Below are 23,345 nucleotides of genomic sequence, written 5' to 3' on the forward strand. Positions count from 1 at the left end.
GCACCGCCGACCTGGTTCCGGGCCGGCGGTGCCCCGCGTACCCGGATTCAGGCGCCCGCGAGCTCGGCGAGCTTCGCGCGCACCTGGGAGGCCGGCGGGTTGGTGGCCGTGGTGCCGTCCGAGTACAGGGCGGTCGGCACGACCCGGTTGCCGCCGTTGACGCTCTCGACGAACGCGGCCGCCTCGGCGTCGGCGTCCACATCGATCTCCGCGTAGCCGATCTCCTTCTCGTCCAGCAGCTTCTTGAGCCGCGTGCAGAACGGGCACCACGACGTGGTGTACAGGGTCAGGGCGTCGTTGGTCGTCACATCGCTCATGACGGGGTGTAACGCGCACGCCGGCGGGAATCATCCCCGGGGGGAGGCCCCCGGCGCGGTGTCCGACACGGATGCCACGATGGGGGCGTGAGTGAGACGGGGCGCGACGGCCGGGAAAGTGGCCAGGACAGCGGCCGGAGAGGCGGCCGGGTCGGCGGACGGGGAGTCGGGGGCCGAGGCGCTGCGGAGTCGGCGCTGGAGGGCCTGGACCCGCAGCAGCGTCGTGCAGTGCTGGCACCCCGTGGCCCCGTCTGCATACTCGCGGGTGCCGGAACGGGCAAGACCCGCACCATCACCAGACGCATCGCGCACCTGGTCACCACCGGGCACGTCCGCGGTGACCAGGTGCTAGCGGTGACGTTCACCGCCCGCGCCGCCGGGGAGCTGCGCATGCGCCTGGCGAGCCTCGGCGTCGCGGACGCCGGGACCGGACCGGTGCAGGCGCGGACCTTCCACTCGGCGGCCCTGCGCAACCTGTCCTACTTCTGGCCCCGGGTCTACGGCGAGGAGCCGTGGCAGTTGCTGGACGGGCAGTTCCGTGCGGTCGCCCAGGCGGTCCGGCGCGCCGGGCTCGATCCCGCGACCGAGACGATCCGCGACGTGCTGACCGAGATCGGGTGGGCCAAGTCGAGCCTGCTCACCCCCGACAGCTACGCGGAGCAGGCGGTCGCTCTGGGACGGGACCTACCGGTTCCCGCGCCCGAGGTGGCCCGGGCGTTCCGGGCGTACGAGGACCTCAAGGTCTCCGGTCCGGTCCGGATGCTCGACTTCGACGATCTCCTGTCGCACATGGCGGAGCTCGTGGAGGAGGTGCCGGCCATCGCGGAGGAGTTCCGGGACCGGTACCGCTGCTTCGTCGTGGACGAGTTCCAGGACGTCACGCCGGCCCAGCAGCGGCTGCTCACCGCGTGGATGGGCAATCGTGACGACCTCACGGTGGTGGGTGACGTCAACCAGACGATCTACTCCTTCGCCGGCGCCGAGCCAGACTTCCTCCTCGGCTTCGCCGACCGCTACCCCGGCGCGACCGTCGTGAAGCTGGAGTCCGACTACCGCTCGACCCCGCAGGTCGTGGACCTGGCCAACGCGGTGATCGGCGCCGGAGCCGGCCGGTTCCGTACCGCCGGCCTCACGCTGCGCGGTATGCGGCCGCCCGGGCCCGAACCGGTGCTCGCCGAGTACGCGGACGAGGATTCGGAGGCCGATGCCGTCGCGGCGGCCGTCGCCGACCTCGTGCACGGCGGGACCGATCCCGCGGAGATCGCCGTCCTGTACCGGGTCAACGCCCAGTCGGAACGGATCGAGGCAGCTCTGGACGAGGCGGGCATCGGATACCGCCTCAAGGGCGGCGAGGGCTTCTTCGAACGCCCCGTCGTGCGCCGGGCGATGTCGGCGATCGACCGCCTCGTCGACGGCTCGGACGAGGCGTCGACCGGCGCCCACACCGGGTTGACCGATCCAGGGGACGTCGTCGCGGTCATCCGGCAGGCGCTCGAACCCCTCGGCCTCACCGCCGCGGAACCCTCCGGCACCCAGGCCCGCGAGACGTGGAACTCCCTGAACGCGCTGGTGGGCCTGGCAGAGGAGATCGCTACCGCCGAGAGCCGCCCGGGACTGCTCCCGGTCGTGGTCGGCCTGAGGGAACGCGCTGCCGCCCGGCACGCGCCGGACGAGCGGGGGGTGACGCTGGCGTCGATCCACGCCGCCAAGGGTCTCGAATGGGACGCGGTGTTCCTCATCGGCGTGCACGAGGGCAGTCTGCCGATCAGCCACGCGATCAACGCCGGACCCGATGCGATCGAGGAGGAGCGCCGCCTTCTCTACGTGGGCATCACCCGCGCCCGCGAGCACCTGTCGGTCTCGTGGAGTCGGAGTCGCCGTGCCGGGGGGCGCGCCACCCGGCGACCGAGTCGCTTCCTCGATCCCGTCCGCCCGGCGCAGGCCCCCGCAGCAGCTCGCCGGTCCACCGACTCGTCCGACAAGGGGCGCTGCCGCGGCTGCGGGGAGAGGCTCAACGGGCCGATGCACCGGGCGCTCGGGCTGTGCCCCGAGTGCTCGATGGAGATAGACACCGAACTGTTCGAGCGGCTACGCGAGTGGCGTCGCGAGACCTCGGAGCGGATCGGCAAGCCCGCCTACACGGTGTTCACCAACGAGACCCTCGCGCAGATCGCCCGCGACCGTCCCGCCGACACGAGGGCCCTGGGCCGGATCGGCGGGATCGGCGCGCACAAACTCGGCGAGTACGGCGACGACGTGCTGAAGCTGGTCCGCGGGACCTGACGGCCGGCCGGCCTCAGTCCTCGTCGGGGAAGATCTCGGGCATCCAGCGCCGCACGATCTCCCGGTAGGGCGCGGACGCCTGGAGTTGGCACAGTATGCCGACCGACGCTGACAGCACCCGGTGGATCAGCACGTACTCGCGGGGCAGCGCGAACGAACGCGAGGTCCGGAACTCACGGCCCGAGACGTCCCCGTAGACCGCCATGATGCCCTGCATCCACGCACGGTCGAAATGGAACACCGGCTCGCGCATCGGCTCGATGAACGGGTTCAAGAACGCCGTGGCGTCGGCAGGATCCAGCCCGCCCCTCCCCACGTAGCCCGCGCGGGTCATCACCTTCACGAGCTGATCTGCGTCATCGGCCAGTGCATGCCGCATCATCGAGGTCAGCACGGTCGGTATGCCCTCGGGGAGCGGAATGGCCGCGCCGAAGTCCAATACCACCAGGCGACCGTCGTCGGCCAGCAGGAAATTGCCCGGATGCGGGTCGCCATGCATCAATCGCGCCCGCACGGGGGAGCTGAACTGGAACTCGGTCAGAAGCTCCCCGGCGAGATCGCGCTCCTCGGGGCTGCCGTCGGCGGAGATCCGGCTCAGCGCGCGGCCGTCCGCCCACTCGGTCACCAGCACCTTCGGCGCGGAGGCCAGCACCGCGGGGACGTGGAACTGACGGTCGTCTCGGAAGGCGGCGGAGAAGACCCGCTGGGTGTCAGCCTCGGTGCGGTAGTCGAGTTCGCTCACCGTGCTGTCGTACAGCTCGTCGATGATCCCCCTGATGTCGGTCCCCGGATTGAGCGGGCGCAACAGCGGGGCCAGTCTGCGGAGCTGGCGCAGGTCCGAGCGCAGGGCCTCGTCGGCCCCCGGGTACTGCACCTTGACGGCCACCTCGCGGCCGTCGGACCAGACGGCGCGATGCACCTGGCCGATCGAGGCCGCCGCGGCGGCCTCGCCGTCGAACTCCGAGAACCGCTCCCGCCACCGCAGCCCGAGCTGGGCGTCCAGGACGCGTTCCACCTCGGCGGCGGGCATGGGCGGGGCCTCGGACTGGAGCTTGGTGAGCGCCTCGCGGAACGGCTCGGCGTACTTGTCCGGCATGCCGGCCTCGAACACGCTCAGGGCCTGCCCGACCTTCATGGCGCCGCCCTTGAGCTCTCCGAGGACGGCGAAGACCTGCTCCGCGGCCTGGTCGGCGAGCTCCTCCGTCAGATCCCCCTCGCCCCGCCCGAAGGCGCGGCGTCCGAGCGATCCGGCAGCGCGGCCGGCGATGCCCAGTGGTAGTCCCGCGAGGCGTGCTGCGCGGCGGGACGAGGTACGGGGTAGATCGGACACGCCCCAATCATGACAGAGGATGGGCCCCCGGGGCGGCCCCACAGTCGCAGCCCTCGACGGCCGGCCATTCGATACGACGCCACAGTCCCTCGGCCGGGTTGATCTCGACGGAGGCGCCGACCGTCTGCATCCGACCGGTCGGTTCGCGGGTCGCGGCGACCTCGGCCAGCACGAGCGCGGCCGCGGCGGTCAGGGCGGGGACGCCGGCGTCGGGGGAGTGTCCGAGGAGCTGGGCGGCGACGAACGGCCAGCGTGGGTCCCTGCGGGCCCGGAACAGGTCGGTGCACCGCAGGCACGTGCTGAGTCCGGGCACGACGGTCGGTCCCACCACCACCCTGCCGTCGCGGCAGTACACGTGCATGTGCGCCTGCCCGGCGCGGCTCAGTGCGGCCGTGATGACCGGGTCCACCGAGACGGTGCCGGTGAGGATCACGAGGTCGGGTGGCTGTCCGCGGCGGTGCCAGGGTGGCCGTTCGGCGTCGAGCGCCAATCCGGGAGTGGGGCCGGTGCTCACCCGGCATCCGTTGACGGACAGCGGTCCGCGCAGCACCTCGGAGATCTGGCCGGAGCCCAGGATGTGGACCCGGCGGACAGGGGAGGGCCGCGGCTGCGCGGATGACGTGGAGCGCGCGGGTGTGGAGGGCGCGAGTGCGGGTGCGCTCGGGCCGGGCGCGTCGAGGTGGACGTGCCCGAGATCGGCCAGGCGGGCGAGGATCCGTGCGACGGCGGTCCGCCCGGTGGCGTCGATCCCGGCGCGGCGGGCGGCCGAGTCGAGGTCGGCCCCGCCCTCGAGCCCGGTGAGCAGGGCGGCGAGGCGGCGGGCGTGGACGGCGGCCGGCGCGTCGACGACCACCGCCCTGTCCGGCGCGAGCCCGACCTGCACGCTGCGGCCGTCTCGAACGACGACCACGGTGCCCGGACGCAGCGTCGCGCGGATCGGCGACGAGGTGCCGAGAGGCGACGAGGTATCCGGACGGACGGGCCCGGTCGCGGTGGCCCCGACCTCGGCGGGCGCGGCGATGACGACGCCGCGCGGCGGCTCCGTGGCACGTGGCGGCTCCGTGGCGCGCCGGGGTGCGTCGGCGGGCGCGGTGAGCGGGGTAGGCGGGGTCACGGGTGTCATCGTGGCACGTGATCGCCGGGGCACCGGGCCCGCCGGCGGGGTTATCCACAGGCACGGGAGGGCGGATCGCGCGTGTGGACGGCGGCCCGCGAGGGCGCGTCGTCCGGTGGTCTACCGTGGTCGGCGTGCCGCCAGCCCCTCGCCCCGCCGACCGATCCGAGGAGACCGCCCCCGGCGGTCCGGCCGCGGCGTCGGCGCTGCCCACGGACCCCGACGACCCGCGGATCGAGATCCGGCGGTCGCGGCGCCGCAAGCGGACGGTGTCCGCGCGGGTGGAGGGGGAGACGGTGGTCGTGCTCATGCCGGCGGGGCTGCCCCGGGCCGAGGAGCGACGCCTGGTCTCGGACATGCTCGGCCGTCTGGCACGGTCGGGTCGCCGTCGGGGTCCGAGGGTGTCGGACGAGGACCTGATGCGGCGGGCCTCCGGGTTGTCGGACAGGTGGGTGGAGGGGCGCCCGCGGCCGTCGTCGGTGCGATGGGTGCCGTCGATGACCACGCGGTGGGCGTCGTGCTCACCGGCGTCGGGGGAGATCCGGATCAGCGAGGTGCTGCGGGACGTCCCGGCGTACGTGCTGGACTACGTCCTCGTCCACGAACTGGCCCACCTCGTGGTGCCGGGCGGGCATCCGCCGGAGTTCTGGGAGGTGGTGCGCCGGTTCCCGCGCGCCGAGCGCGCGATGGGGTACCTCGAGGCGTACTCGCGGGTCCTCCGTGGCGCCGCGGGCGCACCCGGGGGCGGGGACGCCGCCCGCGACGACGGGGGCGGCGGTGCCGGCGAGGGAGTGGGGGACCTGATCGAAGGAGACGACGACGAGGCCGACTCGCCCTGACCGGCCCCGCCCGGGGCCGAGCGGGCGGGTCAGTCCGCGTCGCGCGGCCCCTCGGAGCCGGTGCCGTCCCCACCGGTCCCGCCGCCGGACTCGCGGAGGAACCGCTCGATCTCGTCGACGCCGCCGGAGTCGCCGCTCGAGTCGTCGAGGAGGCGGTCGATCACGGCGGCCGGGTTCTCGAGGTCCTCGCCGACGGGCAGCAGGTCGGGGTGGCTCCACAGACCGTCGCGGCGTTCGATGCCGACGGCCTCGCCGACCCGGCGCCACAGTTCGGAGGCCTCGCGGGCGAGCCGCGGGCGCAGTTCGAGCCCGACGAGGCTGGCGAACGCCTGCTCGGCGGCCCCGCCGGTGGCGCGGCGGCGCAGCCACATCTCGCGGAGCTTGTCGGCGCTGGGGAGCCGGTCGCCGACGGCGGCCGTGACCACGGCGTCGACCCAGCCCTCGACGAGGGCGAGGAGTGTCTCGAGGCGGCCGAGGGCCGCCTCGTTGACGTTCGTGACCTTGCGGCCGATCGCACCGGCGCCGCCCGAGAGCAGTTCCTGCAGCTTGGCCGGGTCCTGCAGCATCGACGGGTCCAGCCCGGAGGCGAGGTCGTCGAGCCCGGAGGTGTCGACGCGAATGCCGCGCGCGTACTCGTCGACCGTGGCGAGGAAGCGGGCGCGCAGCCAGGGCGCGCCGGAGAACAGTCGCAGGTGGGCGGCCTCGCGCGCGGCGAGGAACACGACGACCTCCTGGCGGGGCAGCTCCAGCTCGTCGGCGAACGCGTCGATCGCGGCCGGTGAGAGGGCGGCCACCCCGTCGTCGCCGAACGGGATGCCCACCTCGGAGGAGAAGAGGACCGCCGGGGCGAGCTTGCCCAGCCCCTGACCGAGCTGCATGCCGAAGCCCATGCCGCCCATCTGGTCGAGCATGCCGAGCAGCGGGCCGGCGAGCTGGCGGGCCTCCTCGGGCATGGCGCCCCTGGTGGCCGAGTTCATCTGCTCGGCGACCGGGGTGCAGATCTTCTCCCAGGTGGGCAGGGACTGCTCGACCCACTGCTGCGGGGTCCACGCCTCGGTGCGGTGGACGCCGGACGGGAACAGGGTGGTGTCGTCGAGCCACAGTTCGGCGAGGCGGACGGACTCCTGGACGGCCGTGCGCGAGGAGTCGGTGATCACGGGCGTACGGCCGAGCGCCTGCAGGGCGACCGTCCGCGCCAGCTGGTAGTTGACGGGGCCGGAGCTGCCGGGGCCGGACATGGCCGATCCCATGGACCCGAGCATCTGCCCGAACTGGGAGAGCATCTGGCCGAGGTTGCCGAACTGCGAGGGGTCGAATCCGCCGGGGCCACCGGGGCCGCCGGGGCCGCCCGATCCGCCGGGGTTACGGTCCCGGTCGTCGTCGCGCCCGTCGTCGTCGGAGGCGGAGAAACCGAAGGGCTGGTTCATGCCACAACGGTACAGCGTGCAGGGGTGCGGGGCCCGGCCGCGACGCGGTGGCCGCCGGGCGCGGACTACCCTTGCCCCCGTGAGCCGCCGCCTCTTCACCGTCCTCGCCGCGCTGGTGCCGGCGGTCCTGCTGCTCGTCCTGGCGACATCGGCCACCGTCCCGTTGGTGTCGATGGGCCCGGGGCCCACTTATGACACGTTCGGGACGGCTGAGGTGGAGACCGAGAACGGTGAGGTCGAGCGGGTCCCGGTGATCGACGTGGTCGGCAGGCCGGCCGACGAGACCGCGGGGTCGCTGCTCATGACGACGGTGGCGGTGCGGGACCGTCTCACCCTGGTCGACGCGGCGCGCTTCTGGCTGGACCCTGCGCAGGTCGTCGTGCCGCGGGACCAGGTGTTCCCGCCGGACCGGTCGCGCGACGAGGTGCGTGAGTCCAACGCCGCGCAGATGGTCGGGTCGGAGAACTCGGCCGAGGCGGCCGCCTACCGCCACCTGGGGATCCCGATGCAACCCCGCGTCGAGGGTGTGGAGTCCGACGGCGCGGTCGCCGGGCGTCTGGAGGAGGGCGACGTGCTGACGTCGATCGACGGGGAGCCGGTCGAGGACGCCACGTCCGTGGTCGAGCGGGTCGGCGAGCGCCGAGCGGGGGATGAGATCACGATCGGGTACACCCGGGACGGCCGGGAGGGGTCGACGACGACGAGGTTGCAGCCGGCCGGGCCGGACGGCGATCCAGACCAGGGCCGGCTGGGCATCCTGGTCGGTGACTCCCCGGCGGACGGCACCGACGTGGACATCACGGTGGATCCGGGTGTGGGCGGCCCCTCGGCGGGCCTGGTGCTGGCGCTGGCGATCGTGGACAAGCTGTCACCGGGGGAGACGACCGGGGGGGCGCGGGTCGCGGGCTCGGGGACGATCCTGCCCGACGGGACGGTCGGGTCGATCGGCGGCATCCGGCACAAGATCCGGGCCGCCCACGAGGCCGGGGCGAGCGAGTTCCTCGTTCCCGCCGCCAACTGTGCGGAGGCTGTGCAGGACCCTCCCGAGGGCATCCGGCTCATCGAGGTGTCGACACTGGGCGGCGCGGTGGAGGCGCTGGAGACGGCCGCTTCCGGGGGGCGGCCACCGACCTGCGGCTGAGGCGGGGTTTTCCGTAAGGTGGGGCCCACGAGCATGTCCGCCCCAGCAGTGCAGGAGCATCCCAGGTGTCCGTCCGCCCACCCGGTAACCCCCCCGGTCGGCCAATCGCGATCTCGCGTCGCGGTCGGGCCGTCGCCGTCGCCGTCGTCGTCCTCATCCTCCTGATCCAGGTCCTGCCGAGGCTGAACACGGCCTATACGGACTGGCTCTGGTTCGGCAGCGTCGACGCCTCGAGCGTGTTCCGCACCGAACTGCTCACGCGGCTCGGGGTGTTCGTCGTGGTGGCGCTCCTGGTGGGGCTGGCGGTGACCGCCGGCATCATGCTGGCCTACCGCGCCCGCCCCGTGTTCCTCACGCAGCCGGGGATGCCGGACGCGCTGGCCCGGTACCGCGCGGCCATGGGTGCCTCGCCCGGCCGGACGGTGTTCTGGATCCCGGCCGTGCTGGCGATCCTGGCCGGGTCGGTCGCGCAGACCGGCTGGCAGACGGTGCTCGCGTTCTTCAACTCGACGCCGTTCGGTGAGACGGACCCCCAGTTCGGGCTCGACATCTCCTTCTACGCGTTCGAGCTGCCGATGTGGCGCGCGATCGTCACGTGGCTGATGATCGCCATCGTCCTGGCGTTCCTGGCCAACCTCTTCACGCACTACATCTTCGGCGGCCTCCGGCCCGGCGCCCGGGAGGGTGCGCTGACCCGGGCGGCCCGCATCCAGCTGGTGAGCCTCGCGGGCCTGTTCGTCCTCGCCAAGGCGGCGGCGTACTGGCTCGACCGGTACGAGTTGCTGTTCAGCGAGAACGCCACGTTCACTGGCGCCAGCTACACCGACGTCAACGCCCTCATGCCGGCCAAGATCTTCATGTTCTCGGTGGCCCTGGTGTGTGCGGTCGCGTTCTTCTCCGCCATCGTCATCCGGGACCTGCGGATCCCCGCGCTGGCCACGGTCCTGCTCCTGTTCTCCGCCCTCGTGGTGGGGTCGGCGTGGCCGCTGGCCGTCGAGCAGTTCTCGGTCAACCCCAACCGCGCCGAGAAGGAGCGGGAGTACATCGCCCGCAACATCGAGGCGACGCGCGCCGCCTACGACATCGGTGACGACCGGGTGACCTACATCGACAACTGGGGTTCGGCCGACCCGAACCCCCGCGAGGCCGCCTCGGACATCACGACGCTGTCCAACGTCCGCGTGCTCGACCCCAACGTCCTGGCGCCGACCTTCACCCAGCAGCAGCAGCTGCGCAACTTCTACGGCTTCCCCGAGACCCTGAGCATCGACCGGTACACGATCGACGGCGAGATGCAGGACTTTCTCGTGGCCGCGCGCGAGCTCAACCCGGCGTCGTTGCAGGCCAACCAGCGCGACTGGATCAACCGCCACACCGTGTACACCCACGGCAACGGCTTCGTGGCCGCTCCCGCGAACCGCGTCAACGAGATCGCCGACGACGCGGGCTCGGACCGCGGTGGCCTGCCCAACTACCAGGTCTCGGACCTCGACGCGATCAACAACGGCGAGGACATGATGATCCCGGTCACGCAGCCGCGGATCTACTTCGGTGAGCTCATCGCCCAGTCGGATCCCGACTACGCGATCGTCGGCGACAACGGCGACGGCCCCCGTGAGTACGACACCGACGCCGAGCAGTATACCTACACCGGCTCAGGCGGTGTGCCGATCGGCGGGTGGGTCAACCGGATCGCGTACGCGTTGAAGTTCGCCGAGCGGAACATCCTGCTGTCGAGCCTCATCGGTGACGACTCGAAGATCCTCTACGACCGCGACCCGCGTGACCGCGTGCAGAAGGTCGCCCCGTGGCTGACCACGGACACCAACACGTACCCGGCGGTGATCGACGGGCGCATCAAGTGGATCGTCGACGGCTACACGACGCTCAAGACCTACCCGTACGCCGAGCTCAGCTCGCTGGAGGCCATGACCTCGGACTCCCTGAGCGACGGCAGCGGCCGCGTGTTGCCGGACGAGGAGGTCTCCTACATCCGCAACTCGGTCAAGGCCACCGTCGACGCCTATGACGGCACGGTGGACCTGTACGCGTTCGACGAGTCCGACCCGGTGCTGCAGACGTGGATGAAGGCCCTGCCGGGCATCGTGCAGCCGCGTGACGCGATCTCCGAGGAGCTCTCCGAGCACCTGCGCTACCCCGAGGACCTGTTCAAGGTGCAGCGCGAGCTGCTCGCCAAGTACCAGGTCGACGATCCGGGTCAGTTCTTCACGAACGACGCCTTCTGGTCGGTGCCGTCCGACCCGACGGTGACCTCGTCCATCCAGAACCCGCAGACCCCGCCCGCGGCCGGGCCCGGCACCGCCCCCGCTCCCGGGACCGCGGGTGGCCCGGCCGGGGCACAGACCGTGGACCGCGACGGCCCGAGCCAGCCGCCGTACTACGTGGTGGTCTCGGACCCGACGGACCCGGAGTCCGACGAGCCCTCGTTCCAGCTCATCTCCGCGTTCCGCGGGTACGAGCGCGAGTTCCTCGCCGCGCACATGTCGGCGAGCTCGGACCCGGAGACGTACGGCGAGATCACCGTGCGCGTGCAGCGGCGCACCGAGCCGCTGGCGCAGGGCCCGAACCAGGCGCAGGACATCATGATCGCCTCGCCGGCGATCGCCCAGGACCGTCGCCTGTGGGGTGAGACGGCGGAAATCACCGAGGGCAACCTTCTGGCGCTGCCGCTGGCCGGGGACTCGGTGCTGTACGTCGAGCCGATCTACACGCAGCGCAAGGACCAGGACTCCGCGTTCCCGCGTCTGCTGCGCGTGATGGTGAGCTACGACCGCGCGGTCGGGTACGCGCCCACCCTGTACGAGGCGCTGCAGCAGGTCGGTATCGAGACGGATCCCGACACCGTGCGGATCGACGAGACCGGTCAGGCCGAGGCCCAGGCGGAGGGCGGCACGTCGCGGCCCGCCGAGGGCACGGCCCCCCGCCCGTCCTCACCCGCGGCCGGCGGTGGCGGTGGTGGCGGCGACGAGGCCTCCCGTGAAGCCGCGGTGCGCGAGCTCAACGAGGCGTTGAACGCCGTCCGTTCGGCCCAGAGCGGGGGAGACCTCTCCGATCTCGGGCAGGCGCTCGAGGACCTGCAGGCCGCCGTCGACGCCTACCAGGCGCTCGGCAACGGCAACTGACGACCCGACTCCGTCCGCCCGGGCCGGTCTCTCCGTGTGACCGGCCCGGGCGTCGTCGTACGGCCGGCCGATTTGCCTTGTCGGTTCAGTGGCACGTAGTGTCATAGATGCAATCGACGCGGGGTGGAGCAGCTCGGTAGCTCGCTGGGCTCATAACCCAGAGGTCGCAGGTTCAAATCCTGTCCCCGCTACCACGTGCACGACGAAGGGCCCTTCCTCACGGAGGGGCCCTTCGTCGTTCGGACGGCATCGCTCCGGACGGCATCGCTCCGCACGGCATCGGCGCCCCCGGCCGATTCGTGGTTCGCGGTCGGTCTTTGCTAAGGTCGTACGTGACCGAAGCGGAGCCGAGAGGGAGACCACTCGACCGCCGGACGGTCTCACGTCACCCGGTATCGCCCGGATGATCGACGCGGGGTGGAGCAGCTCGGTAGCTCGCTGGGCTCATAACCCAGAGGTCGCAGGTTCAAATCCTGTCCCCGCTACCACGCACTCAGGCCCGGTTCCCTCAGGGAGCCGGGCCTGAGCTCGTTTCGGGAGGAACCCCGTCCGGCGCGGCCACCGGGTTAGTCTTGAGTTCCACAAGTTGACAGTGATTCAGCGTTCTTGGGTGTGGTCGTCGCTGTTCACAGCGTTGGACGCTCCTCGCGCGGGTCACTAATTGGGCGGCAGTGGGGAGTCGCCCGGACACGATCACGGCCCACAGTAAGGATCTACCGGGCCAGCAAGCGCCTAGACATCCGGGCCGGGCGCGGCTTCCAGGAGCTTCGAGTAGCCCCAGTGACCCGCCTCGACGGCCGTTAGTGGGTTGCACGCCCGCTGGGGGAGTTCAGTCGGACACCCAGCCGCCCCAAAACACGGTTGAGCTCGACGTGAACGGCTGCGGCAGCGCCCTTCCTGGATCGCTCGCAGCTCCACAAACTCCCTGCGTGGCGAGGCCCGCGCAGAAGTGCGCACCCAGGCCGTCCCTCGCCATGAAAGCGGGTCACTAAAAGTTGTGGAACTCAGGTTAGTGTCCGATCCGCGTCGGCGACCACCGCACGCCCGCCGGCGTCGAACCCCCCGGGGACCTGCTGCGGACCCTGGAGGACACCGGTATGAAGACCCGCGCCGCCATCGACGAAGGGCCCTCGTCGACTCGGACGGCCCGGATGACCGACCATGGGGGCGTGACACTCGAACCCGGGACACCCGCCGCGCCCGTCGACGTGCTCGTCATCGGAGCCGGGCAGGCCGGCCTGTCGGCCGGACACCACCTGCGACGCCGTGGCTTCGTCCCGGCAGGTCGGGCAGCCGGAGAGGCCCGGAGCGACCGCACCTTCGTCATGCTCGACGCCGACGAGGCCCCGGGCGGCGCGTGGCAGCACCGCTGGGAGTCGCTCACCATGCGCACGGTCAACGGGATCTTCGCCCTCCCGGACCACCCGATCCCCGACGTCGACCCGGACACGCCCAGCCGCGAGATCCTGCCCCGCTACTTCGCCGACTACGAGATCCGCCACGGCCTCGACGTCCGGCGGCCGGTCCGCGTCCGCTCGGTACGCAGACCTGTCCCCGGGCGGGACGACCCGGCCGGCGACCACCTCGTCGTCGTCACCGAACCGACCGGTGCGCCCCGCCGCGGCACCTTTCGCCCCGGAGACCTACGGACCTGGGCGGCCCGCTACGTCATCAACGCCACCGGCACCTGGACCCGACCGTTCTGGCCGTACTACCCCGGACAGAAGACCTTCCGCGGGCGACAGGTCCACGTCCACGACTACGTGTCGGCCGACGAGTTCACCGGGCAGCGCGTCGTGATCGTCGGCGCCGGCATCTCGGCCACGCAGCTGCTCGAGGAGATATCCCGTGTCGCCGACACCCTGTGGGTGACGCGGCGGGAGATCGAGTGGGAGACCGGCCCGCCGCCGGACAACTTCTCCGCCGCAATCGACCGCGTCGCCGAGCGCACGGCGAGGGGGCTGCCGCCGGAGAGTGTCATCCGCGTCACCGGCATGTACCGCGCGCCGTGGATCGACCGCGCCGACGCGCGCGGCGTCCTCGTGCGCCACCCGATGTTCACCCGCATCGAGCCCGACGGAGTGCGGATGCCCGACGGGCGGCTCGAGCCGGCGGACGTCATCCTCTGGGCCACCGGGTTCCGGCCCGCGATCGCCCATCTCGCCCCGCTCGGGCTGCGGACGGCCGAGGGCGGGATCCGCGTCGCCGACGGACGGGCGCTCGACGAGCCGAGACTGTTCCTCATCGGCTACGGCCCGTCCCAGTCGACCGTGGGGGCCAACCGGGCGGGCCGTGACGCCGTGCGCCAGATCGTCGCGGACCTGCGGGAGGGCTCGCGACTCTAGAGCGTCCGGGAGATCAGCTCCTTCATGATCTCGTTGGTCCCGCCGTAGATCTTCTGCACGCGCGCCGAGGCGTACATGCGGGCGATCGGGTACTCGGTCATGAAGCCGTAGCCGCCGAAGACCTGCAGGCAGCGGTCGATGATCTCGCACTGCTTGTCCGTGCAGAAGTACTTGGCCATGGACGCCGTCGCCGGGTCGAGCTCGCCCTTGAGATGCAGCGAGATGCAGTGGTCCAGCAGAGTGCGGGCGGCCAGCGCCTCGGTCTTACATTCGGCCAGCTCGAAGCGCAGGTTCTGGAACTTGAGGATCGGCTTGCCGAACGCCTCGCGCTCCTTGGCGTAGTCGGTCGCCAGGCGCACGGCGGTCTCGGCGGCGGCGACCGCGGTCACCGCGATGATGAGGCGCTCCTGCGGGAGCTGCTGCATCAGCTGGATGAAGCCCTGCCCCTCCTGGCCCTCGCCGCCCAGGATGTTGCCCGCCGGGACGCGCATGTCGTCGAAGAACAACTCCATGGTGTCCTGGTACTTCAGGCCGATCTTGTCGAGCTTGCGGCCGCGGTTGAAGCCCTCCAGCCCCGGCGTCTCGGCCACCAGCAGTGACAGACCCTGCGCGCCCTCGCCGCCCGTGCGCGCCACGATGACGAGCAGGTCGCAGTGCATGCCGTTGGAGATGAACGTCTTGGAGCCGTTGACCACGAAGTCGTCGCCGTCGCGCGTGGCCGTGGTGCGCAGTGCCTGCAGGTCCGACCCGGCGCCGGGCTCGGTCATGGCGATGGCGCCCACCATCTCGCCGGTCGCGAGCTTCGGCAGCCAACGCTGCTTCTGCTCCTGGGTGCCGTACTGGAGGATGTAGTGGGCGACGATCGTGCTGTGGACCGAGTTGCCCCAGCCGTCGTCCAGCGCCCGGGTCTGCTCCTCCGCGATGACGGCCTCGTGGGCGAACGAGCCGCCGCCGCCCCCGTATTCCTCGGGGATCGAGATGCACAACAGGCCCGCGTCGCCGGCCTTGTTCCAGAACTCGCGGTCCACCGCGCCCTGCTCGGCCCACCGCTCGAGGTGCGGGGCGGTCTCCTTCTCGAGGAAGGCGCGGGTGTGCGCACGGAGAGCGTCCAGGTCGTCGGTCATCCAGGGGGAGCGGAAGGGGGCGGGCTCTAACACGGGGCGACTCCAGAGTGAGGTGGGGGCCGGCGTGGCCTTGTCGAGCACCACCATACAACCGCATGGCATACAGGTGTATGGTCGTCATTCCGGCGGTCGCCTCGGGCGCCGCACGTCGCGGCGAGAGGTGTGCGTGATGGGCGAGGTGGGTTCGGCTGGCCCCGGGTCCGGCGGCGGCGCAGGGGCGGGCGACTCCGGCCCGCCGCGCTCCGCCGACGGCGACCTCACCGCCCGCGCGCGGATCCGGTACGCCGCCCTGGAGCTGTACTCGGACCACGGCGAGGACCGGGTCTCCATGCGCCGTGTCGCCGCCGAGGTCGGCGTGACCATCGGGCTGATCCAGCATCACTTCGGCACCAAAGAGGGGCTGCGCCGCGCGGTGGACGACCTCGTGGTGGAGCACGTCGTCGACGCGCTGGCGACCGTCGAGCACACCGGGTCCCCGGCGGAGGTGGTCGCGGCCCGCGACGCCGCCGTGCGCGACATGCTCGAGCGCAACCCGATGGTGGTGAAGTACATCAACCGCGCCCTGATAGAGCCCGACGGCCGGGGCGCTCCGCTGCTCGCGGCGATCGTCGACCTCACCACCAGGGAGGTCGAGAGTCTGCGCCGCGGCGGCCACGCCTCCACGCGCTCCTCGGAGAAGGTCCAGGTGGTGCGCACCCTCATGGGGCAGGTCGGCGAACTGTTCCTCGAACCGATCGTGGCCGCGATCTGGTGTCGGATCGGCGGTGCCGACGACCGACGTCCCACCATCCGGATCACGGTCGGGGAGCACTGACCGGCGGTGTGCCGCTGGGCGGTGGCGCCGCACCCGGATTCGGGAGGCGCGCCGGTGACGCGCGCGTGCGTCGTGCACGGCGGGGCCCCGGCCGCTAGTCTGACGGAGCGTAGACCCGGGCATTCCGCCAGGGGTGGGAAGGACACGCTTATGAGGTTCACCCGTCTGGCGAAACTCGCCGCGACGGCCGTGATGGCCGGCGCCGCCACGCTGATGGCGCCCGCAGCCGCCCAGGCGGCGGTGCCCGTCGGCGGCGCGACCCCCGTGCTCGTCGGGGGAGTGGCGGGATGCACCATCACCGCCGCCGGTTACGACGCGGCGGGCACCCCGGTCGCGTTCACGGCCGCCCACTGCAGCGATCGGATAAACGTCCCGGTCATCCTCCGCGACAACCAGGGCGCGGGCGTGATCGGCACGGTCGCCACCCGCAACGAGATCCTCGACTACTCGGTCATCCGCCTGGACCCGGGCGTCGCGGTCCCCGTCCGCCAGGCCGGCGTGGTCGGCCGCGGGCCGGCGCCGGAGTTCGGCGACGTCGTCTGCAAGGACGGCCTGTCGACCGGCCACACGTGCGGCATCACCTGGCAGCGCGAGGGTGACAGGTTCTGGAGCCACGCCTGTGCCGGGTACGGGGATTCCGGCGGGCCCATCACCCGCGACGGCCGGCTCGTGGGCCTGGTCTCGGGCGGCCACATGCCGCCGGCGGCCGGGGCGGCCGGCAGCCTCGGCCCTGTTCTGCCCTCGTGCCTGCACCCGGCCCAGTCGCCGTTCTTCCTGCCCGCGCTGGGGTACTCGTTCGACGCGATCGTCGCCGACGCCACCGCGCGCAACTGGCCCGGAAGCGGCTTCCGGATGGCCTGAGGGGCCGGCCGGCCGGACCTCCATCGACAAGGGCGTTCCGCACATCCCCACTCGGGCGATGTGTGCGGAACGCCCTTCTCGTTGAGCGTGCGGGCTCGTCGACCAGGCAGGTGGGTCAGCTCACTTCAGCTCGGCGCTCGACAGGTCGAGGATGCGCCGGGCGATGACCAGCTGCTGGATCTGCTGGGTGCCCTCGAAGATGTCGAGGATCTTGGAATCGCGCGACCACTTCTCGAGGAAGCTGCGCTCGGAGTAGCCGTAGCTGCCCGCGAGTTCGACGGCGCCCAGTGTCACGGCAGAGCCGGTGCGCCCGGCCTTGGCCTTGCACATCGACGCTTCCTTGGTGTTGGGCATCTTGTTGTCGGCCATCCACGCCGCGCGCAGCGTGAGGAGGTACGCGGCCTCCCAGTCGGCCTCGAGCTCGAGGTACTTGGCCACGGCGGCGGGCTGGCTGGTGGCGGGCCGGTCGTAGTCGATCTCCATCCCGGCCTCCTCGAGGAGCGTGCGGATCTCCTCGAGCGCGGCGCGCGCGACGCCCACCGCCATGCCCGCGACCAGCGGACGGGTGTTGTCGAACGTCTGCATGGCGCCGGCGAAGCCCTTGTCCACGCGGATCTCCGGGTCGCCCAGGAGGTTCTCCTTGGGGACGCGGCAGTCGGTGAAGGTGATCTGCGCGGTGTCGGAGGCGCGGATGCCGAGCTTGTGCTCGAGCCGGTCCACGGAGACGCCGGGGTGGTCGCGCGGCACGACGAAGGACTTGATGGCGGCGCGGCCCTTGCTCTTGTCCAGGGTCGCCCACACGACGATGTGGTCGGCACGGGCACCGGAGGTGACGAAGATCTTGGTGCCGTTGAGGACGTACTCGTCGCCGTCGAGGCGGGCGGTGGCCGACACGGCGGCGGAGTCGGAGCCGAAGTCCGGCTCGGTGATGGCCATGGAGGCCCACACGCGGCCGAACTTCTCCATCTGCTCGTCGTTGGCCACGGCCGCGATGGCGGAGTTCCCCAGGCCCTGCCGGGGGATCGAGAGCGTGAGGCCGACATCGCCCCAGCAGGTCTCGATGATGTTGAGCAGCGATTTCATGTTGCCGCCGTTGGAAACGCCCTCGCGCTTGGGGGCGCCGCCGGATCCCATCGTGGCGCCCGAGGCGGCCTGGCCGGCGTCCTCCATGGCCTCCATCATGGCCTTGAGGGTGTCGAGTTCCACGGGGTACTCGTGCTCGGCGAGGTCGTACTTGCGCGAGATGGGCCGGAAGATCTGGGTGGCCACCTGGCGGGCCTGGTTCGCACCCGCCTGGAGCTTCTTGGGTAGTTCGAGGTTGATCATCGCTGGATGTCCTTGGTCCGGTTCGGGAGGGTGGCGGGGCGGGGGGCGGTCACAGGACCACCACGCCCTCGGCCACGCCCACGGCGCGCAGGTCGCGGTACCAGCGCTCGACGGGATGCTCCTTGGTGAACCCGTGCCCGCCCAGCAGCTGGACACCGTCGAGGCCGATCTTCATCCCCTTGTCGGCGGCGATCTTGCGGGCCAGGGCGGCCTCGCGGGCGAACGACAGCCCCTGCTCGGCGCGGGAGGCGCCGCGCCAGGTGACCAGGCGCATGCCGTCGAGCTCGGTGGCCATGTCGGCCACGGCGAACGCGACCGCCTGGCGGTGCGCGATGGGCTCGCCGAACGCGTGGCGCTCCTTGACGTAGGGCGTGACGTAGTCGAGGACCGCGTGGGAGGTGCCCACGGCCAGCGACGCCCATCCGAGGCGCGAGAGGCGGATCACGTCGGCGTAGGCGGCGGCGCGGTCCTCGGGGGACACGTCCGGGCCGCCGAGGATCGCGTCGGCGGGCACGGCCACGTCGGTGAGGACGAGGCGACCCAGGCCGGCGGCGCGCAGGCCCATGGACGGATCGGCCTCCACCACGAGTCCGTCGGTGTCGGATTCCACGACGAAGAAGGTCGGCGCGCCGTCGAGGGTGGCGGCGACGACGAAGAGTTCCGCGCTCCCGGCCGTGGGCACCATCGACTTGACGCCGTTGAGCGTGAAGCCGCCGGGGGTACGCACGGCGGTCGTCTTCAGGTCGAACGGGTCGAACAGTGGCCGGGGCTCGGCCACCACGACGGCGGCGGCCGGGACCTTCTCGGAGGCGAACGCCGGCAGGTAGGACTTCTGCTGGGTGTCGGATCCGAACTGGGTCAGGGTGGTGGCCACGCCGGACGGCGCGAGGATCGGCAGGGCCAGGCCCATATCGCCGTAGGCGAGGGCCTCGGCGACGAGGGAGTTGGTCACCACGCCGCGCTCGGAGGCGATGCCCTCGAACTCCTCCGGGACGTTGAGCATGGTGGCGCCGATCTCGGCGGACCGCTCGAGAAGTGAGGCGGGTGCCTCGGCGGCGGCGTCGGCGTCGTGGGCGGCCGGGCGGATGACCTCGGTGGCGAACTCGCGCACGGTCTGGGAGATCATCTGCTGGTCCTCGTCCAGCGTGAGGTCGAACAGGTCGGGCCGCGCCTCGGTGTCGGCGTCGGGTAGGCGCTTGGGCGCGCCGCCGCCGGACACCTTCTTGAACGACTTGGTCGCTGCCCCGAGGGTCTTGAATCCGGTCTTGGTGGCCTCGTAGGTCACCCGGTCGACCTTCTGGCGCAGTCCGAACCGCTCGGCGAACTCCGACCCGGTGATCGTGGTCAGCGCACGCATCGCGGCGCCGATGGCGTCGATGCGTGTGGGGTTCTTGCCCGGTGTGGAGGTCTTCGCGCGTCCCGTCGTGGGCGGGGTCGTGGGGTTCTTACTCATCATCACCAGCTGTTCTCGTGACGGACGGTGGGCGGTGTGGTCGCCAACACCTTACTTCGGAGTAAGTTCCGAGCGCCACACTTTCCCCTGAAGTTCTCGGCACCGTTGTTCGGCGGGGGTTGGTTCAGCCGCGGAGCAGGGCGACCGCCTGGTCGACGGCACCCTGGCGGCCCGCCACGAACCAGTCGTAGCCGTTGACCTCCACGGTCGCGCAGACCCCGCCCGCGCCCTCGACGAGTGCGCGGCCGGGCAGCCAGTCCCACTCCGGGCAGGAGTGCTGGCACCACACGGTGTGGATCCCGCAGGCGACCGAGGCCAGGTCGACCGATCCGGATCCGAGCATCCGGATGGTCGCCGCGCCCCGGCTCACGCGGTGGAACGGGTCCGCCAGGTCGGGGTCGGCGAGGAACGGCGGGTGGAGGTAGGTGGCGAGACTGCCGGCGGCGAGGTCGCCGGGGGTCAGCGGGGGCACGGGGACGCCATTGCGGCGCGTGGGGATCGCGGAGCCGCCGACGAAGGTCTCCCCGGTGGCGGGGCGGTGGACCGCGCCGAGCAGGTAGTCGTCGGGGCCGCTGAGCGCCACGGCCGAGCACCAGTAGTCGGAGCCGGAGACGAAGTTGTAGGTGCCGTCGACGGGATCCACGACCCACCGACGGTCGTGGTCGCCGGCGACGAGGGTGCCTTCCTCTCCGAGGATGCCGTCGTCCGGCCGGTGGGCGGCGAGGAGCGCGGTGATGTGTTGTTCGGCGGCGTCGTCCGCCTCGGTGACGACGTCCGAGACGGACGTCTTGCGTCGGACGTCGAGCCCGTCCTCGCGCAGGCGGCGCGCCAGGGTGCCGGCGTCGACGACGAGGCGGGCGGCCAGGTCGACGTCGGACAGTCGCCCGGTGAGCTCGTCGGACGGGGGGCGCGGGTGGCCGGTGTCGATGGACATGCACTTCCTCCGCTGGGGTCGCGGCGCGCTGACCACGGGCGGCAGCGGGTCCGCACCTGTCGACGCTACCCGCGGCGGGCGGCCAGGGGCGGTGTGGCGGGTCACGTCGGGGCGACGGGCGGGGAAACGGTGGGCGACGCGCGGGCCGCGTAGACTCGGATCTCGTGCACCCTGAAGTCTCCGCCGACATCGCAGCCCTCGACGCGACCATGACCACCGTCGAGAAGGTTCTCGACATCGATGAGCTCGCCCGCCGCGTCGACGAGCTCGAGCAGATGGCCGCCGACCCGGACCTGTGGAACGACCAGGACCGGGCGCAGAAGGTCACCAGCGAGCTGTCCTACATTCAGGCGGACCTGCGTCGCTGCCGCGATCTGCGGCAGCGGATCGAGGATCTTCCGCTGATGTACGAACTAGCGGAGGAGGAGGGTGGCGACGCCGTCGAGGAGGCGGACGCCGAGCGCGCGAGCCTGCGTGAGGACGTCGAGGCCATGGAGGTCAAGACGATGCTCAGCGGTGAGTACGACCAGCGTGAGGCCGTCGTGAACATCCGCGCGGGCGCCGGCGGTGTCGACGCCGCGGACTTCGCGGAGATGCTCATGCGGATGTACGTGCGCTGGGCGGAGAAGAACGGTCACAAGGTCGAGGTCTACGACACCTCGTACGCGGAGGAAGCCGGCATCAAGTCCGCCACCTTCATCGTCAAGGACCCGTACATGTACGGCACCCTCTCGGTAGAGCAGGGCACCCACCGCCTGGTGCGCATCTCGCCGTTCGACAACCAGGGGCGCCGTCAGACCTCCTTCGCCGAGGTAGAGGTGCTTCCCGTGGTCGAGACGGTCGACTCCATCGAGGTCCCGGAGAACGAGGTGCGCGTCGACGTGTACCGCTCGTCGGGCCCCGGTGGCCAGTCGGTCAACACCACCGACTCCGCGGTGCGCCTCACTCACATCCCCACGGGGATCGTCGTGACGTGTCAGAACGAGAAGTCGCAGCTGCAGAACAAGGTCGCGGCGATGAAGGTGCTGCAGGCCAAGCTGCTCGAGCGCAAGCGCCAGGAGGAGCGGGCCGCGATGGATGCCCTCGGTTCGGGTGGCAACGCGTCGTGGGGCAACCAGATGCGCTCCTATGTGCTGCACCCGTACCAGATGGTCAAGGACCTCCGGACCGAGCACGAGGTCAACAACCCGTCGGCGGTGCTCGACGGTGACATCGACGGATTCATCGAGGCCGGCATCCGGTGGCGGATGCGGGAGGGGGCCGACGCCTAGTGAGGGTCCAGACCGACTTCAGCGGGATCCTCCGTTGGCTGAGCAACGAGGGTCTGGAGGTCGTCCTCCTCGTCCTGGGGGCGGCCCTGCTGACCCGCGTGATCGGCAAGATCGCCCGGATGTGGACCGGCCGGATCGACGCCAAGAACGCGGACAAGGAGCTGTGGTCCGAGGAGTCCAAGCACCTGCACTCGCTTATCCAGGTGCTCTCCTATGTCGCCGTCGCCGTCCTGTACGTCCTTTTCGGGATCCAGATCCTCCTCCGCTTCGGCGTGAACCTCGTCGCCCTGGTCGCGCCGGCGACCGTCCTCGGCGCGGCGCTGGGCTTCGGCGCGCAGAAGATCGTCCAGGACTTCCTGGCGGGCTTTTTCGTTCTCGCCGAGAGGCAGTACGGGTACGGCGACATCGTGGAGCTCACGACTGCGACCGGCGTCGCCGCCGGCACCATCGAGGACGTCACTCTCCGTGTCACCCGGCTGCGTACGCTGGACGGTGAGGCCGTGATCGTTCCCAACGGTCAGATCGTCACCGCCGTCAACCAGTCGCAGGACTGGGCCCGCGCGATCATCGACGTACCGGTTCCCAACAACGCCGACATGGACAAGGCGCACGAGGTGCTCGCCGAGGTGTGCCGAGACATCGTCGACGACGACCGTGTGGGCGAATACGTGCTCGACGAGCCGTCCGTGATGGGCGTGCAGTCCATCAAGCTGGAGCAGACCACCATCCGCCTGCTCGCCCGCACCAAGCCGGGGATGCAGTGGGAGGTCGGCAGGCGCATGCGTGCGGTGATCCTGCGCAGGTTCAGGCAGGAGGGCATCGTCCTGGAGCCGGAGGCGTTGGCGGCGATCCGGGCCGGGATGCTCCGCCCGCAGACCGGAGAGGCGGGCGTCTGATGGCACGGCACAGAGACGACGACACGACCCGGAACGACGACACGAACCGGAACGACGACACGACCCGGGAGGATGACGCCACGCGTCAGGAGCCCGTGCTGCGCCAGGATCCGTCCGCCCGCGAACAGCCCGATCCGCTGGGCCTCGGCGGCACGCCACCGCCCGACGCGCCCTCACGGCGACCGAAGCCCGCGATCGTGGCGCTGATCGGGGAGTTCCTGTCGATGTCGCGGACGACCGCGATCCTTCTCGGTGCGTTCGTCGTGGCCGGGGTGCTGTATCTGCTCGTCCGTGAGCAGCCGGTCGTCGCCTTCGGCCCGCCGGCCCCGCCAGCGACCAGTGCGCCGACCGTGCCGGCCGAGTCATCGTCCGAGCAGACCGTGCCATCGGATATCACGGGCACCACCGATCCCACTCCCACGACGGGCCCGGATCAGACCGGGACCGCGACTACCGGGACGACGACCACCGGGCCGCAGAGCACCGCCACGCAGGACAGCCCGGGCCCGGGTGGCCTGCGCGAAACGGGGGGAACGACTCCTACCCGGCAGGAGCAGACGCAGGCGCCGCAGCAGCAGGCGCCGCAGCAGCAGGCGCCGCAGGAACAACCGCAGCAGCAGTCGCAGCCGCGGACCGGTCAACAGGCACCCGAGGGGGGCCCGACCTCCGTCCCGAGCGGCGGTGCCCTCGAGGGGTGATGCCGTCGCCTGGCCGGGCACCGGGTGAG

At 71.5% G+C, this 23,345-nt stretch carries 18 protein-coding genes and 2 tRNA genes; 12 read left to right on the plus strand and 8 right to left on the minus strand.

Going from position 1 to position 23,345, the window contains the following annotated elements; translation table 11 throughout:
* Positions 1 to 47 precede the first annotated feature (47 nt).
* Positions 48 to 317 (minus strand): mycoredoxin, encoded by a 270-nt coding sequence (locus C3V38_RS10845; RefSeq protein ID WP_106385771.1) that lies wholly within the window; start codon positions 315 to 317, stop codon positions 48 to 50.
* Positions 318 to 512: 195 nt separating this feature from the next.
* Here C3V38_RS10845 and C3V38_RS10850 point away from each other — a divergent pair, with 195 nt between their 5' ends.
* Positions 513 to 2,600, plus strand: coding sequence for an ATP-dependent DNA helicase UvrD2 (locus C3V38_RS10850; protein ID WP_106386463.1), 2,088 nt, complete (start codon positions 513 to 515; stop codon positions 2,598 to 2,600).
* Between the two features lie 13 nt (positions 2,601 to 2,613).
* Here C3V38_RS10850 and C3V38_RS10855 read toward each other — a convergent pair whose 3' ends face one another.
* Positions 2,614 to 3,930, minus strand: coding sequence for an AarF/ABC1/UbiB kinase family protein (locus C3V38_RS10855; protein ID WP_106385772.1), 1,317 nt, complete (start codon positions 3,928 to 3,930; stop codon positions 2,614 to 2,616).
* 7 nt (positions 3,931 to 3,937) lie between these two features.
* Complete coding sequence (locus C3V38_RS10860; protein ID WP_254425962.1) at positions 3,938 to 5,044, minus strand: hypothetical protein; 1,107 nt, start codon at positions 5,042 to 5,044, stop codon at positions 3,938 to 3,940.
* A gap of 134 nt (positions 5,045 to 5,178) precedes the next feature.
* On the opposite strand from C3V38_RS10860, the gene C3V38_RS10865 reads away from it, so the two are divergent.
* Entirely contained in the window at positions 5,179 to 5,883 is a 705-nt protein-coding gene (locus tag C3V38_RS10865; RefSeq protein WP_311200495.1) for a M48 family metallopeptidase, read from the plus strand.
* Between the two features lie 29 nt (positions 5,884 to 5,912).
* Here the strand turns inward: C3V38_RS10865 and C3V38_RS10870 are convergent, their stop codons facing one another.
* Entirely contained in the window at positions 5,913 to 7,310 is a 1,398-nt protein-coding gene (locus C3V38_RS10870; protein WP_106385773.1) for a zinc-dependent metalloprotease, read from the minus strand.
* A gap of 79 nt (positions 7,311 to 7,389) precedes the next feature.
* Between C3V38_RS10870 and C3V38_RS10875 the strand changes: the two genes are divergently transcribed.
* The 5 genes from C3V38_RS10875 (at position 7,390) to C3V38_RS10895 (ending at position 13,939) form a co-directional block, all read left to right on the plus strand.
* On the plus strand, positions 7,390 to 8,451 hold the full coding sequence (locus C3V38_RS10875; protein ID WP_106385774.1) for a PDZ domain-containing protein: 1,062 nt from the start codon (positions 7,390 to 7,392) through the stop codon (positions 8,449 to 8,451).
* Between the two features lie 65 nt (positions 8,452 to 8,516).
* Positions 8,517 to 11,594: a UPF0182 family protein gene (locus C3V38_RS10880; protein ID WP_082767629.1), complete on the plus strand. Its 3,078-nt coding sequence runs from the start codon at positions 8,517 to 8,519 to the stop codon at positions 11,592 to 11,594.
* Positions 11,595 to 11,711: 117 nt separating this feature from the next.
* Positions 11,712 to 11,788 (plus strand) — tRNA-Met (locus tag C3V38_RS10885).
* 217 nt (positions 11,789 to 12,005) lie between these two features.
* Positions 12,006 to 12,082: transfer RNA gene (locus C3V38_RS10890), tRNA-Met, on the plus strand.
* Positions 12,083 to 12,745: 663 nt separating this feature from the next.
* A complete protein-coding gene (locus C3V38_RS10895) occupies positions 12,746 to 13,939 on the plus strand; it encodes an FAD-dependent oxidoreductase (protein ID WP_165001164.1) in 1,194 nt (397 codons plus the stop codon).
* Here C3V38_RS10895 and C3V38_RS10900 read toward each other — a convergent pair.
* A complete protein-coding gene (locus tag C3V38_RS10900; RefSeq protein ID WP_061915274.1) occupies positions 13,936 to 15,063 on the minus strand; it encodes an acyl-CoA dehydrogenase family protein in 1,128 nt (375 codons plus the stop codon). The two genes, C3V38_RS10895 and C3V38_RS10900, sit on opposite strands and share 4 nt — an antisense overlap.
* Before the next feature lie 169 nt (positions 15,064 to 15,232).
* Between C3V38_RS10900 and C3V38_RS10905 the strand changes: the two genes are divergently transcribed.
* Both C3V38_RS10905 and C3V38_RS10910 read left to right on the plus strand, forming a co-directional pair.
* Positions 15,233 to 15,877 (plus strand): TetR/AcrR family transcriptional regulator, encoded by a 645-nt coding sequence (locus C3V38_RS10905; RefSeq protein WP_106385776.1) that lies wholly within the window; start codon positions 15,233 to 15,235, stop codon positions 15,875 to 15,877.
* 150 nt (positions 15,878 to 16,027) lie between these two features.
* The gene (locus C3V38_RS10910) at positions 16,028 to 16,738 is read left to right on the plus strand and encodes a peptidase S1 (RefSeq protein ID WP_106385777.1); all 711 of its coding nucleotides are present in this window, start codon (positions 16,028 to 16,030) and stop codon (positions 16,736 to 16,738) included.
* A 120-nt stretch (positions 16,739 to 16,858) separates the two neighbouring features.
* Here C3V38_RS10910 and C3V38_RS10915 read toward each other — a convergent pair whose 3' ends face one another.
* The 3 genes from C3V38_RS10915 to C3V38_RS10925 form a co-directional block, all read right to left on the minus strand.
* Positions 16,859 to 18,064 (minus strand): acyl-CoA dehydrogenase family protein, encoded by a 1,206-nt coding sequence (locus C3V38_RS10915; protein ID WP_106385778.1) that lies wholly within the window; start codon positions 18,062 to 18,064, stop codon positions 16,859 to 16,861.
* A 49-nt stretch (positions 18,065 to 18,113) separates the two neighbouring features.
* Positions 18,114 to 19,520: an acyl-CoA dehydrogenase family protein gene (locus tag C3V38_RS10920; protein ID WP_106385779.1), complete on the minus strand. Its 1,407-nt coding sequence runs from the start codon at positions 19,518 to 19,520 to the stop codon at positions 18,114 to 18,116.
* A gap of 121 nt (positions 19,521 to 19,641) precedes the next feature.
* A complete protein-coding gene (locus C3V38_RS10925) occupies positions 19,642 to 20,451 on the minus strand; it encodes an inositol monophosphatase (protein WP_106385780.1) in 810 nt (269 codons plus the stop codon).
* 164 nt (positions 20,452 to 20,615) lie between these two features.
* Here C3V38_RS10925 and prfB point away from each other — a divergent pair, with 164 nt between their 5' ends.
* Genes prfB through C3V38_RS17630 form a run of 3 tightly spaced genes read left to right on the plus strand, consistent with a single transcriptional unit; the run spans position 20,616 to position 23,316 of the window.
* Positions 20,616 to 21,722: a peptide chain release factor 2 gene (gene prfB / locus C3V38_RS10930; RefSeq protein WP_106385781.1), complete on the plus strand. Its 1,107-nt coding sequence runs from the start codon at positions 20,616 to 20,618 to the stop codon at positions 21,720 to 21,722.
* On the plus strand, positions 21,722 to 22,618 hold the full coding sequence (locus C3V38_RS10935; protein ID WP_106385782.1) for a mechanosensitive ion channel family protein: 897 nt from the start codon (positions 21,722 to 21,724) through the stop codon (positions 22,616 to 22,618). The genes prfB and C3V38_RS10935 overlap by 1 nt, the downstream gene beginning before the upstream one ends.
* Positions 22,618 to 23,316, plus strand: a complete 699-nt coding sequence (locus C3V38_RS17630) for a hypothetical protein (protein WP_165001102.1) — start codon at positions 22,618 to 22,620, stop codon at positions 23,314 to 23,316. Before C3V38_RS10935 ends, C3V38_RS17630 begins: the two co-directional genes overlap by 1 nt.
* The last annotated feature ends 29 nt before the right edge of the window (positions 23,317 to 23,345 follow it).

It is taken from the genome of Dietzia sp. oral taxon 368, from assembly GCF_002999155.1.
In the GTDB taxonomy this organism is placed as follows: Bacteria; Actinomycetota; Actinomycetes; order Mycobacteriales; family Mycobacteriaceae; genus Dietzia; species Dietzia cinnamea.

Coding starts and splice junctions, on each gene's coding strand:
- C3V38_RS10845 (WP_106385771.1), bottom strand. CDS start 317: ATGAGCGATGTGACGACCAACGACGCCCTGACCCTGTACACCACGTCG.
- C3V38_RS10870 (WP_106385773.1), bottom strand. CDS start 7,310: ATGAACCAGCCCTTCGGTTTCTCCGCCTCCGACGACGACGGGCGCGAC.
- C3V38_RS10895 (WP_165001164.1), top strand. CDS start 12,746: ATGACCGACCATGGGGGCGTGACACTCGAACCCGGGACACCCGCCGCG.
- C3V38_RS10900 (WP_061915274.1), bottom strand. CDS start 15,063: ATGACCGACGACCTGGACGCTCTCCGTGCGCACACCCGCGCCTTCCTC.
- C3V38_RS10905 (WP_106385776.1), top strand. CDS start 15,233: ATGGGCGAGGTGGGTTCGGCTGGCCCCGGGTCCGGCGGCGGCGCAGGG.
- C3V38_RS10910 (WP_106385777.1), top strand. CDS start 16,028: ATGAGGTTCACCCGTCTGGCGAAACTCGCCGCGACGGCCGTGATGGCC.
- C3V38_RS10915 (WP_106385778.1), bottom strand. CDS start 18,064: ATGATCAACCTCGAACTACCCAAGAAGCTCCAGGCGGGTGCGAACCAG.
- C3V38_RS10920 (WP_106385779.1), bottom strand. CDS start 19,520: ATGATGAGTAAGAACCCCACGACCCCGCCCACGACGGGACGCGCGAAG.
- C3V38_RS10925 (WP_106385780.1), bottom strand. CDS start 20,451: ATGTCCATCGACACCGGCCACCCGCGCCCCCCGTCCGACGAGCTCACC.
- C3V38_RS17630 (WP_165001102.1), top strand. CDS start 22,618: ATGGCACGGCACAGAGACGACGACACGACCCGGAACGACGACACGAAC.